Source organism: Lichenihabitans psoromatis (assembly GCF_004323635.1).
GTDB lineage: Bacteria > Pseudomonadota > Alphaproteobacteria > Rhizobiales > Beijerinckiaceae > Lichenihabitans > Lichenihabitans psoromatis.
The window spans coordinates 3084966-3101497 of record NZ_CP036515.1 but is presented as its reverse complement, the minus strand read 5'-3'; the positions used below and the strand labels follow the sequence as shown (position 1 = coordinate 3101497).

At 62.5% G+C, this 16532-nt stretch carries 19 protein-coding genes; 8 read left to right on the top strand and 11 right to left on the bottom strand.

Annotation, left to right across the window (positions count from 1 at the left end; translation table 11 throughout):
- Nucleotides 1-9 precede the first annotated feature (9 nt).
- The 6 genes from ccmE to EY713_RS14380 all read right to left on the bottom strand — a co-directional run bounded on the left by ccmE (nucleotide 10) and on the right by EY713_RS14380 (nucleotide 4774).
- Nucleotides 10-492 (bottom strand): cytochrome c maturation protein CcmE, encoded by a 483-nt coding sequence (ccmE, locus tag EY713_RS14405; RefSeq protein WP_131115934.1) that lies wholly within the window; start codon nucleotides 490-492, stop codon nucleotides 10-12.
- A gap of 4 nt (nucleotides 493-496) precedes the next feature.
- Nucleotides 497-1630: a c-type cytochrome biogenesis protein CcmI gene (gene ccmI / locus EY713_RS14400; protein WP_131115932.1), complete on the bottom strand. Its 1134-nt coding sequence runs from the start codon at nucleotides 1628-1630 to the stop codon at nucleotides 497-499.
- Nucleotides 1631-1700: 70 nt separating this feature from the next.
- Nucleotides 1701-2156 (bottom strand): hypothetical protein, encoded by a 456-nt coding sequence (locus EY713_RS14395; RefSeq protein WP_131115930.1) that lies wholly within the window; start codon nucleotides 2154-2156, stop codon nucleotides 1701-1703.
- A 75-nt stretch (nucleotides 2157-2231) separates the two neighbouring features.
- Nucleotides 2232-3599 (bottom strand): ATP-binding protein, encoded by a 1368-nt coding sequence (locus EY713_RS14390; RefSeq protein WP_245573017.1) that lies wholly within the window; start codon nucleotides 3597-3599, stop codon nucleotides 2232-2234.
- Nucleotides 3600-3669: 70 nt separating this feature from the next.
- A complete protein-coding gene (locus tag EY713_RS14385) occupies nucleotides 3670-4392 on the bottom strand; it encodes a response regulator transcription factor (RefSeq protein ID WP_131115926.1) in 723 nt (240 codons plus the stop codon).
- Nucleotides 4393-4441: 49 nt separating this feature from the next.
- Nucleotides 4442-4774, bottom strand: coding sequence for a PepSY domain-containing protein (locus EY713_RS14380; protein WP_131115924.1), 333 nt, complete (start codon nucleotides 4772-4774; stop codon nucleotides 4442-4444).
- Between the two features lie 156 nt (nucleotides 4775-4930).
- Here EY713_RS14380 and rlmB point away from each other — a divergent pair, with 156 nt between their 5' ends.
- The 7 genes from rlmB to EY713_RS14345 all read left to right on the top strand — a co-directional run bounded on the left by rlmB (nucleotide 4931) and on the right by EY713_RS14345 (nucleotide 10582).
- Nucleotides 4931-5797: a 23S rRNA (guanosine(2251)-2'-O)-methyltransferase RlmB gene (gene rlmB / locus EY713_RS14375; RefSeq protein ID WP_245572732.1), complete on the top strand. Its 867-nt coding sequence runs from the start codon at nucleotides 4931-4933 to the stop codon at nucleotides 5795-5797.
- 194 nt (nucleotides 5798-5991) lie between these two features.
- On the top strand, nucleotides 5992-6321 hold the full coding sequence (locus EY713_RS14370) for a DUF2849 domain-containing protein (RefSeq protein WP_131115922.1): 330 nt from the start codon (nucleotides 5992-5994) through the stop codon (nucleotides 6319-6321).
- Between the two features lie 4 nt (nucleotides 6322-6325).
- On the top strand, nucleotides 6326-7999 hold the full coding sequence (locus tag EY713_RS14365) for a nitrite/sulfite reductase (protein WP_131115920.1): 1674 nt from the start codon (nucleotides 6326-6328) through the stop codon (nucleotides 7997-7999).
- A gap of 4 nt (nucleotides 8000-8003) precedes the next feature.
- A complete protein-coding gene (locus EY713_RS14360) occupies nucleotides 8004-8738 on the top strand; it encodes a phosphoadenylyl-sulfate reductase (protein WP_131115918.1) in 735 nt (244 codons plus the stop codon).
- Complete coding sequence (locus tag EY713_RS14355) at nucleotides 8738-9241, top strand: DUF934 domain-containing protein (protein ID WP_131119744.1); 504 nt, start codon at nucleotides 8738-8740, stop codon at nucleotides 9239-9241. Before EY713_RS14360 ends, EY713_RS14355 begins: the two co-directional genes overlap by 1 nt.
- 59 nt (nucleotides 9242-9300) lie before the next feature.
- Nucleotides 9301-9621, top strand: a complete 321-nt coding sequence (locus tag EY713_RS14350) for a 2Fe-2S iron-sulfur cluster-binding protein (protein WP_227401676.1) — start codon at nucleotides 9301-9303, stop codon at nucleotides 9619-9621.
- A gap of 94 nt (nucleotides 9622-9715) precedes the next feature.
- Entirely contained in the window at nucleotides 9716-10582 is an 867-nt protein-coding gene (locus EY713_RS14345; RefSeq protein WP_131115914.1) for a dienelactone hydrolase family protein, read from the top strand.
- Nucleotides 10583-10598: 16 nt separating this feature from the next.
- Here EY713_RS14345 and EY713_RS14340 read toward each other — a convergent pair whose 3' ends face one another.
- Nucleotides 10599-11879, bottom strand: a complete 1281-nt coding sequence (locus tag EY713_RS14340; RefSeq protein WP_245504100.1) for an Nramp family divalent metal transporter — start codon at nucleotides 11877-11879, stop codon at nucleotides 10599-10601.
- Between the two features lie 125 nt (nucleotides 11880-12004).
- Here EY713_RS14340 and mntR point away from each other — a divergent pair, with 125 nt between their 5' ends.
- Nucleotides 12005-12442, top strand: a complete 438-nt coding sequence (mntR, locus tag EY713_RS14335; protein ID WP_131115910.1) for a manganese-binding transcriptional regulator MntR — start codon at nucleotides 12005-12007, stop codon at nucleotides 12440-12442.
- Between the two features lie 6 nt (nucleotides 12443-12448).
- Here the strand turns inward: mntR and EY713_RS14330 are convergent, their stop codons facing one another.
- The 4 genes from EY713_RS14330 to EY713_RS14315 form a co-directional block, all read right to left on the bottom strand.
- Nucleotides 12449-13519, bottom strand: coding sequence for an ABC transporter ATP-binding protein (locus tag EY713_RS14330; RefSeq protein WP_131115908.1), 1071 nt, complete (start codon nucleotides 13517-13519; stop codon nucleotides 12449-12451).
- A gap of 29 nt (nucleotides 13520-13548) precedes the next feature.
- A complete protein-coding gene (locus tag EY713_RS14325) occupies nucleotides 13549-14331 on the bottom strand; it encodes an ABC transporter permease (RefSeq protein WP_131115907.1) in 783 nt (260 codons plus the stop codon).
- Entirely contained in the window at nucleotides 14328-15209 is an 882-nt protein-coding gene (locus EY713_RS14320) for an ABC transporter permease (protein WP_227401674.1), read from the bottom strand. The genes EY713_RS14325 and EY713_RS14320 overlap by 4 nt, the downstream gene beginning before the upstream one ends.
- Before the next feature lie 180 nt (nucleotides 15210-15389).
- Entirely contained in the window at nucleotides 15390-16493 is a 1104-nt protein-coding gene (locus EY713_RS14315) for an ABC transporter substrate-binding protein (RefSeq protein WP_131115903.1), read from the bottom strand.
- Nucleotides 16494-16532 lie beyond the last annotated feature (39 nt).

Here is a 16532-nt window from a genome sequence, read left to right as displayed (position 1 = left end):
TGCGCGCGCTCATGGGATAGCCTTCGCGACCTCGCCGCTGCTGGCGCTCGCGGCCTTCTGGTCGCCGCGCCACACGCCTTGCCGCTTCAAGCTGTCGGCCACATCCTTTGGCATATAGGTGGCATCGTGCTTGGCCAGAATTGTATCGGCGCGAAAGCCGCCCGCAGCGTCGAGCACACCTTCGGCGACGACGCCCTGCCCTTCGCGGAACAGATCCGGCAGCAGCCCGGTATAGCTCACTTTTACGTCGCGTTTCAGATCGGTCACCATGAAGGTCAGACTGGATTGTCCGAGCCGGACGATTGATCCCTCTTCGACAAGCCCACCGATGCGAAGGCGGGTCCCGGGCGGAGGCATCTTCTCGACGAGGTCGGTCGGGCCATAGAAAAACACGATACTGTCGCGAAGCGCGTACAGCACGAGCCCGGACGCGATGGCGAGCACACCGCCCGCAGCGCCGATGATGGCCAAACGACGCCCCTTCCTGGTCAAACCCTTATCCCTCCAGTCCGAGTTGATGGGCGAGATTGTCGAGCTTGGTTCGGGCAGCCGAATTCTCACTCAAAGCCTTTCTGGCCTCGGTGAGGGACTCCCGTGCCTTGTTGGCATCTCCGAGCACACTATAGGCTCGCACGAGACGCAGCCAGCCCTCGGGATCGCGACCGTTTTGCACAAGGCGCGCCGCTAAGCCATCCACCATGCTGCGAATGGCGGCTTGCTGCTGATCGGCCGGCAAAGCCGCGATGACGGCGCCGGCCGGCGTTGCTGGAACCTCGGAATTGCGTGCCATCGGGGTCGCGGGCCCCGCCACGGCCGCCGTTTCGAGACCCGCAATATGACCCTGCACCGCCGCCAGCCACGGTGCGCCCGGCGGCGCGTCGGCCGCGAGTTTGCGCCACAGGATCAAAGCATCGGCGCGGTTTCCATCCTGCTCGGTCGCGGCCGCGACGAAAAACCGGGCCTGCGGCAATGTCGGATCGTCGCTCAGCGCTTTGTCGAAGGCGGCGCGCGCTTCGGCCGTAACGACGCCGTCGGCCGCCATCACCAACGCCTGCCCCAAGGCGGCGCGGCGCTCGGCATTTTCACCAAGGATCCGAAGTGCCGCCGCATAGGCGCGGGCCGCATCGTCGTAACGGCCCATCTTAAAGTAGATGGGAGCGATGAGAGAGAAGCCGCGCCCATCGTTGGGATCGGCAGCCAGACGAGCCTCGATCTTCGGGATAATAGCGGCAAGATCGAACGAAGAAGCTGCGGCGCGTGAGGCGATCGGCATATCCGGCTGCTCGGGACGACCAACGCGAACATACAGGCCGATCGCCAAAACCGGGACCAGCACGACGGACGCCACGACAGCAACAAGTCGTCGCTTGCGGAAGCCGACATCGGGGCCGGAAGGCTCTGGCCGCTTATCGGAGAGGAGCAACCGGCGGGCGATCTCGGCTCGCGTTGCATCTGCTTCGGAGGCCTTGACGAGCCCCCGCGCGATGTCGTCGTCGACCTCGCCAAGCTGACTTCGGTAAAACGCGACATCGACCGACCTGCCACGGGCAAACGAAGCGGTACGCGCCAACGGCCAGACGAGACAGAGCACCACGGCGGCGGTCATCAACGCGAAGACGATCCAGACCATACCGACCGCAAACTCCACTCAACTAAACCGAGGCATGCACCGATCGAGCGACCCAAATCGCCCGCTTGGATCAGCTCGTGATGCGATAGGTTCCGTCGGGGTTCGAGCACCCCGTGCCATGGCCGACCTGCGGACGACCGGCGATAAAGATCGTGCTCGTGAAGGCGCGGCAGGAGTCGGCCGTCGCGGGAGCGGCGCCGCCCGGCGCGCTGACATTCACGATCGCGGATGCTGGAGTTCCCGGCGCGGGTTCGACAAATCCAAACAGGCCGTGCTCGCCCTTCCAGGTCTTTCGCTGCCCAGACGCGAGCGCATCCTGCTCGGACGCGAGAGCCTTGTCCCGATCGGCCTGGCTGAGCTTGGAGCCGACCGGACCATCGAGGAAAGTGCCATACATGATCGGCGGCGGCGCAGCCGGCACGGGCGGGGTCGCGGCCGAAATGGAATTCCCGCCTCCCGTCATCGAGCAGCCCGCATTAACCAGACCCGCCGCCAGACACAGACCCACTGCCCACAGAACCCGCATGTATCCACCCCGTCACAGCCCGCCGATCGGTGCCTTGCGCGGCATGGAGGCGAAACTCTGTCGAGCCTTAAGGCTTCAGCCGGCCCCCGGCAAGCGGAGCACAGCCCTCAAACCACCGAGCGGGCTGTCGAGAAGTGTGAGGCCGCCCCCGTAGGCAGCCGCGAGATCGGTCACGATCGACAGGCCCAATCCCGAACCCGGCTTAGTCTCATCGAGCCTGCGCCCGCGTCGCGTCACAAGGTCGCGCACATCAGCGGATAATCCGGGGCCATCATCGTCCACCATCAGCACGATGTCGGAGGTAATGCCATCGCGGTCATCTTGGGCCGCCTCGCCCCTGACGCGGACCTCGCGCTTGGCCCATTTGCCGGCGTTGTCGATCAAGTTGCCGATCAGGTCGTCGAAATCCTGCTTCTCACCGCGAAACCGCAGACTATCAGAAACCGTGACCTCGAAGGCGAGATCCCGGTCGCGATAGATTTTGCCGAAGGTGCGGACGAGCGCATCGACGGTGGGCTTGACCTCAGTGACGGTGCCGATCACGCTGACGCGCGCAGCGGCACGAGCCCGATCGAGATAATACGAGACCTGATCGCGCATGACACCGGTTTGTTCGCGAACCTTAGCGGCGAGATCCTGGGTGGAGAGATCCTGGGACCCGCCAGACGTCTGAGCATCGGCTTCGTTGACCAGCACGCTAAGTGGCGTTTTCAGCGCATGGGCCAGATTTCCGACATGCGTCCGCGCGCGTTCAACGATCTCGCGGTTGGACGATATCAGGAGGTTCAACTCACCCGCGAGCGGCGCGAGATCCGGGGTGAAGCGGCCCTCGATCCGCTCGGCCTCGCCGCGCCGGATCGCCGCGACACCGTCCCGAATTCGCCGGAGCGGCCGCAGGCCATAGCGAAGTTGGACGGCCGTCGAGCCGACAAGCACGAGCCCGAGAACCCCGAACGTCAGTCCGAGCGCCAGGTTGAAACCGTCGATATCGGCCGACATTTCTTCCGGGGATGCCGCGACCTGAACCAGATACCGGCCATCGTCACCCGCATCGATGAAACGCTCGACGATCCGCAATCGCCGATCATCCGGACCGATCGCATAGCCCCTGCGAATGCCGCCGGCCGTGATGGGCGCGCCGGTATCGGCCAATTGCGGAAGCCGTTCGGCAAACAGGGATTTCGAGGCACGGATATCCGGCTTGGCTTGATCAAGCCGGGTGATTTGCCAATACCAACCCGAGAGCGGCAATTCGAACATTGGTTCGCCGAGTTGCCCAGCCCCATGCCCTTCGTCGCCCGCCGCCGCGACATCCCCGATCAACGCCCGAAGATACACGCCGAGCCTCTCGTCGAAGTCGAGTTCGGCGGCGTGAAAATTGATTTCGCTCAGCGTAATGCCGGAGATCAGGAGAATGAAGAAGCTCCAGAACGCCGACGACATGAACAGGCGGGTCGCGATCGATCGACGGCTGAACCATCCGACGACACGCGACCGCGGCCGCGTCAGCCGTTCAGGCTCCACGCTTGCCGGTTGGACCGCCACCCGCTCCGGCTTTTGCGGCTTGTTCAGAAAGTTCAGCATTCTCAACGAGATATCCGAGCCCTCTCATGGTCTGTATCAAGTCCACACCAAGTTTCTTGCGGAGCCGACCGACAAACACCTCGATCGTATTCGAGTCACGATCAAAATCCTGATCGTAGAGATGTTCGACCAACTCCGCACGCGAGACGACGCGCCCCGCATGGTGCATCAAATAGGAGAGGAGACGATATTCATGCGACGTCAGCTTCACGGGATTGCCGTCGACAAGCACGCGGCTGGCGCGGGTATCGAGCCGCACCAATCCGCTCACGAGTTCGGCCGTGGCGTGACCCGCCGAGCGCCGGAGCAGTGCCCGAAGCCGCGCCAAAACCTCTTCCATATGGAAGGGCTTGGCGACATAATCGTCGGCACCGGCGTCAAACCCTCGCACCTTGTCGCTCCAGCGATCGCGCGCCGTGAGGATCAGCACAGGAGCTGACCGTCCGGCCGCGCGCCACGCCTCGAGGACCGAGACACCATCTTTTTTGGGCAGACCGAGATCGAGCACGATGGCGTCGTAGGGCTCTGTCTCGCCGAGAAATTGAGCTTCCTCGCCGTCGTAAGCGCGATCGACCGCATAGCCCGCGCCTTCGAGGGCCGTGAACAGCTGACGATTCAGATCCTTATCGTCCTCGACCACAAGAAGACGCACCGGCTACCCTTTCCTATTGTCCAGGCTTCATTCAGGCTCTCGATGTTGATCACGATCCTGGGCGGGGCGGCATCAACGTCCCATTGGTTGCATCGACCAGCATGTGAACGAGATGCCCGTCATGCCGCAGAATCGTCACGTCGTAGACCATCTGTTGGTTCAGACGGCAGAGCTTGATGCCGACCGACTCGCCCGGCATCCCCCGTCCTGCCTCTTCGACAGCGCGATAGGGCGGCAAAAGCTTCATGGTCTGCAGAGTTTCGCGAGTTTCCCCCGCCGACAGACACGTCCGGAGACGTGTCTCAGTGGCCTGAGCCACGTGTGGCAGACCCACGACCCCGAGCGTCAGTGCCGCCCCCATGATGCGAACCAAAGACGTCATGGCTTGATCCTAAGTTCATCGCGCTGAACGCCTTATGAATGCGCGTGATGATGACGGTTCGCGTCGGCCGACGTTTCAATCGCCCGCGACGTCCTGTAGATCTCGGTCAGACGCGCGCCCATCCAAATCATCAGGGCGCATCGATGGACGAATGTCATGAAACGGCCGAGACAGCCACCAACCAGTCCCTCCTCCATGACGGCGCCCGGAGCGGGACGACCCGGCCGCGAGCGAGACCATTCGGCCCCGCATCGCGCCTCACCCTTATCGGGCTCCTACAAGACCGCCACGGCGCGTCTCCGTGCCACGCCCGAGTTGACGCTGATCTGGGGCTTTCACGCCGCACAGGAAGCATTACGGTCAGAAGGCCGCAAGATTCTCAGGGTGTCGGCCACCGAAGCGGCAGCGGAACGGCTCGCCCCGGAGCTCGAGGCGCGCGGGATCACGCCGGAGATCTTCACCGGAGCCGATCTCGACGCCAAAATGCCGCGTGATGCGGTGCACCAGGGCGTCGTCGTCGAGGCGCGTCCCCTGGCCGATCTCGACATCAGCGACGTGCCCGATATCGGCACGCTGCTGGTCCTCGATCAGATCACCGACCCGCATAACGTCGGCGCCATCATGCGGACAGCCGCTGCCTTCGATGTCGCCGCGATGATCACGACGGAGCGCCACGCGCCCGATATGACCGGCGTGCTGGCGAAAAGCGCATCGGGCGGGCTCGAACACGTGCCGGTCGTTCATGTCGTCAATCTCGCGCGCGCCCTCGACAGCCTCGCCAAGCGGGGCTTCCAGATCGTCGGCCTCGATTCCGAAGGTACCCAACCGCTCGAAGACGTCGAACCGTCGTCGTCTCTGGTGCTGGTGCTCGGCGCCGAGGGAAAGGGCTTGCGTCGGCTCACCCGTGAGCGGTGCGAGGTCGTGGCACGGCTCGACATGCCGGGCGCGATCAAGAGCTTGAACGTGTCCAATGCATGCGCGGTGGCGCTCGCAACCCTGCGGCTGCGACGACCCGCAAGCTGAGGCGCGTCGACTGGTCTTGACCGCCGGCCTCCAAGGCACGCTCTAATTATACAAATATTTTTTGTTATTAAAAATGATCTCGCAATCGAGATTGGGATTGTTATATTCGATGGATCGGGGTTGTTGCCTCCTTTAGACTTATGCAAAACAAGCGCGGCGACATGGCTCATCTCGCCGGACAGCAAGGACCGACCATGGCTCACGTCATCACGGCCAGTAGATTGCGCGACGGTATCGTGGTGTTTCGTGGCGCTGGCGCGGTTTGGGTCGATCATCTTCGGCTTGCCGAAGTCCTGCCCACCTCGGCCGAGGCAGAGGGCGCGCTCTCGGCCGCCAAGCAGGATGAAGGCCGGAATATCGTGGTCGATGCCTATGTGATTGAGGTCGTCGAGAAGAACGGGGTGATGGCGCCCGTCCGGCTGCGTGAGGCAATCCGCGCCGAAGGCCCGACCATTCACCCCGAACACGGCAAATCGTCCATCGCTCTGTCGACAGACGGATCGTCAGCATCAGATCGCGGGTAGAACGATGTATCGCTACGATGAATTCGACGCCCAATTCGTCTCCGAACGCGTCACCCAATTTCGCGACCAGGTGGAACGTCGCCTTGCCGGTGAGTTGACGGAAGATCAGTTCAAGCTGCATCGCCTGATGAATGGCGTCTACTTGCAACTGCATGCCTACATGCTCCGCGTCGCCATCCCCTATGGTGTGTTGTCGTCACGCCAATTGCGGAAGCTTGCCCACATCGCGCGGCGCTACGACAAGGGCTTTGGGCATTTCACGACGCGCCAAAACATCCAGTTCAACTGGCCGGCGCTCGCCGATTGCCCCGATATCCTGGCCGAGCTCGCGACGGTCGAGATGCATGCCATCCAGACCTCGGGCAATTGCATCCGCAACGTGACGGCCGACCAGTTCGCCGGTGCGGCCGCCGACGAGATCGTCGATCCCCGCCCCTACGCCGAAATTCTCCGGCAATGGTCGTCGCTGCATCCCGAATATTCGTTTCTGCCACGCAAGTTCAAGCTGGCGCTGACCGGTTCCCCGAGCGATCGCGCGGCTATTCAGGTGCATGACATCGGCTTGCAAGTGGTACGGAACGAGGCGGGAGAAATCGGGTTTCGCGTCTTCGTCGGCGGTGGCCAGGGTCGCTCCGCTTTCGTGGCCAAGAACATTCGCGACTTCCTGCCTGAAGCCGATTTGCTCGCCTATGTCGATGCGATCGTGCGTGTCTATAATCTCGAGGGGCGGCGCGACAACAAATACAAAGCGCGCATCAAGATCCTGGTTCACGAGAAGGGCCTGGAGCCGATGCGCGAGGCCGTCGAGGCCGAGTTCGCGCGCCGTCCAGATCATCCACTGACGTTGCCGCAAGCCGACATCGACGCCATCACGGCTTATTTCGCCTTGCCGCCGCTCGAGTCGCGCACCGCCGACGCACCCGCGACCGCCAAGCGGCGCGCAGCAGATGCGCGTTTTGCGGCCTTCGTCGACACCAATGTCACGCCCCATAAGGTGCCGGGCTACGGCATCGTGACGATCTCGCTAAAGCCGATCGGCGGCATTCCGGGGGACGCGACGGCGGAGCAGATGGAAGCCGTTGCCGATCTTGCCAATTGGCATTCCTATGACGAATTGCGGGTCACGCATGAGCAGAATCTCGTGTTGCCGCATGTCGCTCTCGACGATCTCCCGGTGATCTACGATGCCTTACAGGCCGTTGGTCTCGCGACCCCGAATGTCGGCTTGGTGACCGATATCATCGCCTGCCCCGGTCTCGATTATTGCGCGCTGGCGACGGCCCGCTCGATCCCTGTGGCGCAACGGATTTCGGAGCGGTTCGGCGAAGGCGCTCGCGCCATCGAGGTTGGTGATCTCAAGATCAAGATCTCGGGCTGCATCAATGCTTGCGGCCATCACCACGTCGGCCACATCGGCATTCTTGGTCTTGAGCGCAAAGGCGTCGAAACCTACCAGATCACGCTTGGCGGGACCGCCGACGAGACATGTTCGCTGGGTGATCTGACCGGCCCAGGCTTTTCGTCCGAGGACGTGGTCGATGCCGTCGAGACGGTGGTCGACACTTATCTTGGGCTGCGGCACGACAAATCCGAGACGTTCCTGACGGCGTTCCGCCGCGTCGGCATGGCTCCCTTTAAGCAAGCGCTCTACGAAAAAGACACGGGCGCAGGAATCTAGTCCCATGGGCGTTTTGGACGTCAGTCTTTTCGGCGACTACACGGCTGCGTCACGGTTCGAGGAGCGTTTCGTCGCTCTCGACGCGCGCGCAGTCCTGCGGCTCGCGATCCAGGACCTGTATCCCGGCCGCATCGCATTGGTGTCGAGCTTTGGGGCGGACTCGGCTGTCTTGCTCCATATGGTCTCGACCATCGACACGGCGACGCCGGTCATTTTCGTCGATACGGGTCACTTATTCCCCGAGACTCTGGCTTATCGGGACGAACTCGTGGCCTTGCTCGGCCTCACCAACGTCCAGGCCTTTTCACCAACGCCCGAGGATATCGCCGCCTTCGACCCCGAGACGTTCTTGTGGTCGACCAACCCCGACCAATGTTGCGAAGTCCGCAAGGTGATGCCGCTAGGCCGCGCCGTCGACGGCTTCGACGCCTGGATCACGGGCCGCAAGCGGTTTCAAAGCGACACGCGGGCCGCGCTGCCGCTGTTCGAGGCCGAAGGCACACGGACGAAGATCAACCCACTCGCGAGTTGGTCGGCCACCCGCATCCTCTCCTATCTCGACGCGCATGATTTGCCCCGGCATCGGCTCGTCGCCAAGAACTACCTGTCGATCGGCTGCATTCCGTGCACCTCACCGGTGAAGCCGGGCGAAGACGCGCGAGCCGGCCGTTGGCGGGGTAAGTCCAAAACCGAATGCGGCATCCACCTCGGGGTCGTCAGTGGCGGGGCGGGGATCTGATGGCTTTATACAAAAACGGCGCCTTCATCGACAATCAGTGGCAAGCCGCGTCTGCGGATCTCCCTGCCCCGCAAGGCGCGCGCCTCATCTTCGGCTTGGCGCAGTGGAAGGCCGTACGCGACACGTTGCAGGGTGCCAATCAACCGGTCGGTCTTGTGCTGGAAGCCGGCGAGATGATCGACGACATCATCCAAGACCTGCCTCGCTTTTGGGTCATCGCTCTTGCGTTCCCGAAGTTCGGCGATGGTCGTGCCTTCTCGAAAGCCGCGCTCCTGCGTGAGCACGGTTTCGAGGGTGAGTTGCGCGCTGTCGGAGACGTGTTGTGGGATCAGTTGCAACTGATGGCCCGATGCGGCTTCGATGCTTTCGAGATCGACAACGAGCCTACCCTGAAGGCGATCCGCAGCGGCAAAAGCCCGTTCATGACCACGTTTGGACAGCCTGGGTTCGGACCCGAAACGCGGGACGGAACGCCGCGCGCCTGGACACGACGCGCGCTTTGACCGACGCGCAGGTTCTCGATCGCGACGGTGGTGACCAAGGCTCCGATGGCGACGCAACGCTGACGCTCCGGGTCGTCGACCATGCGGGCTTTGAGCACCGGGTGGAGGCTCTCGAGGGCTGGCGCGTCATGGAGATTATACGTGACTGGGATCTCGGGATCAAAGCCGAATGCGGGGGCGCCTGTGCCTGCGCGACCTGCCATGTTTATGTCGATCCGGACTGGTCCGCCGTCCTCATCCCGCCCACCGATGAAGAGATGGATAAGCTTGACGAGGCGCCGCATGTCGAGCCGAACTCCCGCCTCTCCTGCCAGATCTTGATGCGTCCCGATCTCGACGGTCTTAAGGTCACGCTTGCGCCAGGGTCGGAACCGGACTGACGCCGAGGATGACAGGCGGTCCGGCGATCTGACACAATCCTCGTTTAGAAGGTCGATGCGGCGGCTCGGCCGATGCCTTTCGACAGGATGATTCATGAGCGATGACCCGACGAACTCTTCGGCCACAGACGGCGGCCGCCGCGCCTTCCTGAAAACCAGCCTGGCGCTTGGATTCGCACTGGCGGTGCAGCCGGTTTCGGCCCAGACCATCACGACCTCCTCCGATGGTTTGGTGGCCGGCGAGGTTCAGGTGCCTTCGCTCGGGGTCGACATCCCGGCCTATCGGGCGATGCCGTCCGGCCCCGGCCCATTTCCGGTCATGCTGGTGATCCAGGAAATCTTCGGGGTTCACGAACACATCAAGGATGTCTGCCGCCGCTTCGCCAAGCTCGGCTATTACGCGATTGCGCCGGAACTCTACGCCCGCCAGGGTGATCCGAGCACTGCCGACATCCAAAAGATCGTCACCGAGATTGTCCCGAACGTGCCGGACGCCCAGGTGATGGCGGACCTTGACAACACGGTGGCGTTCGCCAAGGCAAGCGGCGGCGGCGACACCGCGCGCCTTGGCGCGACCGGCTTCTGCTGGGGGGGCCGCATCATCTGGCTCTATGCCGCGCACAAAAAGGACCTGAAAGCGGCCGTCGCCTTCTACGGCATCCTTGGTGGGAAGGCTTCGCCGACATCGACCCTCAAGCCGCAAAACCCGCTCGACATCGTGAGTACGATCAAGACGCCGGTGCTGGGACTGTATGGCGGCAAGGACGACAACATCCCCGCAGCTCTCATCGAGCAGATGCGGGCTGGGCTGAGCCGGGCCAAGAGCCCCGCCGAGATCGTGGTCTATCCCGATACGCCGCACGGGTTTTTCGCCGATTATCGCCCAAGCTATCACAAGGCGGCCGCAGAGGATGCTTGGGCCCGCGCACAAGGCTGGTTCAAACAATATGGCGTCGTCTGAAGGCCGAGAGCCTCGATCAGGCGCTCGGCAGCAGCGGCACCGCGATGCCACACGCCTGCAAGATCAACACGACGTTGAGCAGCAGCACCACGACGGTCGCGGCGATGGCGGCGTAGCCGACCAGTCTGCCGGTCGCGAACCGCCCCATGATGTCGACGCGGCGCGTGAAGATCACGAGCGCGATCATGGGGATCGGAAGCGCGAAACTCAGGACGACCTGGCTGTAGACCAAGGCATCGGTGACGTTCACGCCGATCGCCACGACCACGAAGGCCGGCACCATGGTGATAAGCCGGCGGATCGCGACCGGGATCGACACGCGAACGAAGCCTTGCATGATCATCTGGCCCGCCATCGTGCCGACCACCGAACTCGAAATACCCGACGCGATGAGCGACACCAGGAAGATGACGGCGGCAGCCGAACCCAGGAGCGGCGTCAACGTCCGATAGGCTGTCTCGATCTCGGCGACATCGCTATGGCCGGCGTGAAATGCACTCGAGGCCATGATGACCATCGCCATGTTGACGAGGCCGGCGAAGGTCAGAGCCACAACAACTTCTCGATTGGAAAACCGCAGCAGCTTGGCGCGGTCGCCATCGTTGAGGACATTGGTGCGGTGCTGGGTCAGGCCGGAATGAAGATAGATCGCGTGGGGCATCACGGTCGCACCGACGATCCCGACCGCGATCGTCAGCGCGCTGCCGTCAAGCTGCGGGACGACGGCATGAAACCCGACCGCTGCCCAATCGACGGGTGCAAGAAACATTTCGATGAGATAGCAGAGCCCGATCACGGTCACGAGCGAGCCGATACAAAGCTCGAGCGGGCGAAACCCACGTCGCTCGATCATGAGAATCGCATAGGTCAGAATGGCCGTGATGATCATCCCGACCAGAAGCGGAATGTGGAACAGCAGCGACAGGCCGATGGCACCACCGACGAATTCAGCCAGATCGGTCGCCATCGCGGCGATCTCGCTGATGCCCCACATGCCCCATACCGCGCGTTTGGAAAAATGATCGCGGCAGAGCTCGGCCAAGTTGCGGCCGGTGACGATCCCGAGCCGGGCCGACAAGGCCTGGAACAACATCGCGATGATGTTCGCCACAACCACGACCCACAAAAGCTGGTAGCCATATTTGGCACCCGCCTGGATGTTGGTCGCGAAATTGCCGGGGTCCATATAGGCGATCGAGGCGATCACAGCCGGGCCGACGAACGGCATGATCGCGCGCAGTCCGCCGCGGCGACCATCCAGCACGTCACGAATGGCCGATCTCGTTCGATCCGTCATCGTCGCAGGTATCTCGGTGGCGAGAAGACGTCCCAAAAACATCGCTCCAAATCTTAGCCTTGGCTAAGTCGAATGTTGTGGCGAGCTGTGTTAATGTCAAGGCAGAATTCGGATCGGATCGAGTTTTGCAGCAAGCCGCCAAAAGAGTCGCACCCGCTTTGGCGGTTTTGGAACAAGCCGAGGGCTTTCGCGTCACCCGCGAAGCGCGTCGCAATGCGCTGACCGAGGATTATGTCGAGATGATCGCGGCGCTCATTGCCGATAAAGGCGAGGCAAGGTCAATCGATCTCGCCTGCCGCTTCGGTGTCACGCAAGCCACCGTGGCCAAGACAGTGTCTCGCCTGAAACGAGAAGGCTTCGTGCTGGCGCAGCGGTATGGCGATCTGCATCTCACACCCGCCGGCATCGCGCTCGCGGATCAGGCACGGATCCGGCACCAGATCGTGGTCAATTTCCTGAAGACCATCGGTGTATCGGCCGAGGTCGCCGAACGAGATGCCGAAGGCATCGAACATCATGTCAGCGACGAGACACTGAAAGCTTTCGAACGACTGACCCGCTGATCCATCTCAGGCGGCGCGTTGCTCCTGCAGCGGAATGAGGCCGGCCGGCGAAAAGCTGACCGTGACGGTCGCACCACGCTCGGGCGGCGGCGAAGCGGGCGAATTGAACGTGTCCAGCACGACCCAGTTTTCACCGAAGCGCACCCGAATGCGGACGACGGCGCCCAGAAAGCTCACGTCCTCGATCTGGCCCGTGAGGTTGTTGGCTCCCCCCTCGGCGCGACCGATCACGATCGCTTCTGGCCGCAGCGCCAGCGTGCAAACGGCACCCGCATCGCCATCGACCAACTGACCCAGCTTGACCTCCTGCCCGTCGATGGACACGCGGGCCTGCGAGGCATCGATGACGCGGCCCGACAGAACATTGAGGGTTCCGACGAACGAAGCGACAAACCGCGTTTTCGGGTGATTGTAGATATCGAACGGCGTGCCAAGTTGTTCGACGCGCCCCTCGCTCAATACGACGATGCGATCGGACATCGACAGGGCTTCTTCCTGGTCGTGGGTCACGAAAATCGTCGTGATCCCGAGGGCGCGCTGCAGCGACCGGATCTCCTCCCGCAAGGACACGCGGATCTTGGCATCGAGTGCCGAGAGCGGCTCGTCGAGCAGCAGGAGTTGCGGCTTGGTCGCGATGGCGCGCGCCAAGGCGACACGCTGCTGCTGGCCACCCGACAGTTGATAGGGATAGCGATCGGCCAGTTGCGGCAGTTTGATGAGGTCAAGCATTTCGCCGACCCGCGTCTTGATCTCGGCCGCGGGTTTCTTGGCGACTTTGAGCCCGAACGCCACGTTCTGCGCCACGGTCATGTTTGGAAACAGGGCATAGGATTGGAACACCATGCCGACGTCGCGCTCGTTCGGCGGCAGATGCGTGATATCTTTTCCCGCAACCTTGATGGTGCCATGCGAGGGGGTTTCGAACCCGGCGATCATCCGGAGGCAGGTGGTCTTGCCGCAGCCGCTCGGGCCGAGGAACGAGACGAACTCGCCGCGCTCGACCGAGATCTCGAAATTCTTGACCACCTGATTGGTCCCGTAGGATTTCCGCAGGCCGTCGATTTCAAGAAACTTCATCGGAGAGCCTCGCTCGAGGGATTGTACGATCAGGATGTCGCAAGGGTTCGGTCGCGGGCAAAGAGTTGGATCAGGCCCATACAGGCCCAGGTGACCAAGAAGGCAATGATGGCCAGGGCCGATGGTTCGTAGGCGCGGTTGGCCCCGACCAACTGGAGGTAGGGACCGAACGCAGGCCGATCGAGCAGGCTTGCCAGCGTGAATTCGCCAATCACGATCGCGAAAGTCAGAAAAGCCCCGCTGAGGATGGCGGATCGGATATTCGGAAAGATCACCCGAAACAGGATCGTCGGCCAGCGCGCGCCGAGAATCTGTGCGGCCTCGGTCAAGCGCCGCACGTCGATGGTTCGAAGTCCCGTGTCGACGGCGCGATACATGTAAGGGAGCGCCAGCGTGACATAGCCGAAGGTCAGCAGCACGTTGGTGCTGGTGGGGTTCGCGGTCATCGGCAGCCAGGACGACGAGTTATACATCCGGAGATAACCGAAGACGAGCACGATGGCCGGGATCACGAGGGGCAGCAGCGTGATGAATTCGACGTAGGGACGCAGACGCGGCAGACGTAATTGGAGCCAATAGGCGGTCGGCACCACCAGCATCACGCCCACGACGATCGTGGCGACCGCGACGATCGTCGAATAGAGGAACGTCGCCTGGAAGCGCGGGTCCGAAAAGACGATGCGATAGGCCTCGAAACTATATTGGCCACGCTTGATCCGCAGCGAGAACTCGAACGTCGCGATGAGCGGGATGATGAAATAGCTCGCGCCGATCAGCAGGGCGATCCAGGCGCCGATCCTTTCGCTCTTCACTGCAGCCACCTTTCGCTGCGGGTCCGCAAGACGATATAGGCCGCGTTCGAGAGGCCGGTGATCAGGATCATGCCGAGCGCCAGCGCATAGCCGAGGTTCTGGTCATGCAGCACGTCGCCGCGAATTTGCGCGTAAAGCAGGATCGTGACGATGTTGAGCGAACTCCCGGTCAAGCCGTAAGCGGTCGCGATCGCCCCGAACGAATTAGCGAAGAGCAGGAGTGTCGTGCCGAGCAGGCTCGGCCACAGGATCGGCAACGCGATATGGGTCCAATATTGCCGCCGTGTTGCGCCGAGGATCGAGGAGGCCTCCCGCCACTCGGTCTTCAGACCATCGAGCGCTGGCGTCAAAATCAGAACCATCAGCGGGATTTGAAAATAGAGATAGGTGAGCGCCAGCCCCCAAAAGCTCAGGATATTGAACCCCGACCGATAGATGTTGATGTCGAAGGCTTGGCTCAGGAAAGCCGTGACGAGACCCGTACGCCCGAGCGTGGCGAGAAACGCAAAGGCGAGCGGTAGTCCGGCGAAATTCGAGGCGACGCCACAAAATGTCATCAGCGTCGGACGCAGCCATTTCGGCAGGCCGCCGAGTACGACAGCCCAAGCCAGCATGAAGCCGAGAAGCGCTCCGCCTAGCGCCGAGGCGGCGCTGATCTCGAAGCTGATCCAATAGGCGCTGAGGATCGTCGGCTGAAACAGGTGGACGATGTTCGTAAATGTAAAATTGCCGGCAGCATCCTGAAAAGCGCCGACGACAAGGAAGCCGGTCGGCAACAACAGGAAGAGAAGCGCGAAGACCGCAAACGGCACGATCCCGATCCAAGCCATCGACATCCGGGCTTGCGATCGCGCGGGCGGGCTGTTGATCGCGGGCATCGTCAGGCTGGCGGCAGTCTGCTCCATGGTGCTCCTTGGCGGCAAGATTTCTGCGCTGCGCTTGCCGACTGCCAGCCTGATCATCGCGCGCATCGCACGCGTCGATCAGCCAGCAAGGATCGCGCCAGCGCTCTCGATTGCGGCCCCCGGGAGCGACGCTCCCGGGGGTTTCGGCGTGGATTACTTAACGTTCGATCCGACCACCGAATCCCACTGCTTCGTGATGATCGGCTTGGCGGCATCCTGCTCGGCGAGCGTCGGGAAGACGGCAGTCGCATAGGCTTCGGCCGGCGGCAGCTTCGCCAGGAGAGCGGCGTCCACCTTCTTGTCGTCGACGAGGTTCTGGAAGCGGATCGGGTGGCAGTAGCCTTTGAGGAAGCCGATCTGCCCCTCGTCTGAATAGAGATATTCCATCCAGAGCTTGGCGGCGTTCGGATGCGGCGCGTAAGCACTGATTGCCTGAGCGTAGACGCCGGCGACGACGCCGGTCTTCGGCACGACGACCTTGACTTCCGGGTTGCCCTTCAGCGTGTCGCGGTCCGCCAAGGCGTTATAGTCCCAACGCACGACGATCGGCGTTGCGCCCTGAGCAACCGAGGCGGCCTTGCCGATGACCGGAACGAAATTGCCGCTCTTGGACAGTTCCGAGAAGTATTTCAGGCCAGCGTCGGCAGCCTTGGTCGCATCGCCCTTCACGGCCGAGAGACCGGCGGCGTAAACAGCCTGGATCGCCTGGTTCGAGGTCCGCGGATCACCGGCGAGCGCGACCGAGTTCTTATATTCGTCGGACAGAAGGTCGGACCAATCAGCCGGGATCTTCTTGACGATGTCGGCATTCACCTCGAAGCCGAGAACGCCGTAATAATCACCGTACCAAGCGCCGTCGGCGTCCTTGGCATTGGCCGGAATGGTCGACCAGGTCGCGACCTTGTACGGCATCAGGAGGCTTTCGCCCTTGGCGGTCGGGCCGAACGAGAGGCCGACGTCGATGACGTCGGGAGCCTGCGGGCCGGTGTTGCCTTTGTTGGCCTTGATGGCTTCGACTTCATCGCCCGATCCCGCATCCGGGTTGAGCTCGTTCATGGTCAGACCATATTTGGCCTTGAACCCGTCGATGATGGCACCGTAACCGCACCAGTCGTGCGGCAGGCCGATCACCGAAAGCTGGCCTTCCTTTTTGGCGGCCGCCACGAGCGCATCCGGAACCTGGGCGGAAGCAAGCTGGGCCGAAGCCAAGAGAGCCAAAACCGAAATCGACGTCGTGAATTTCAAGGCAGCTTTCATGAGACCCTCGCCTCATAAAGGGCGGAACGCGGATGCGGG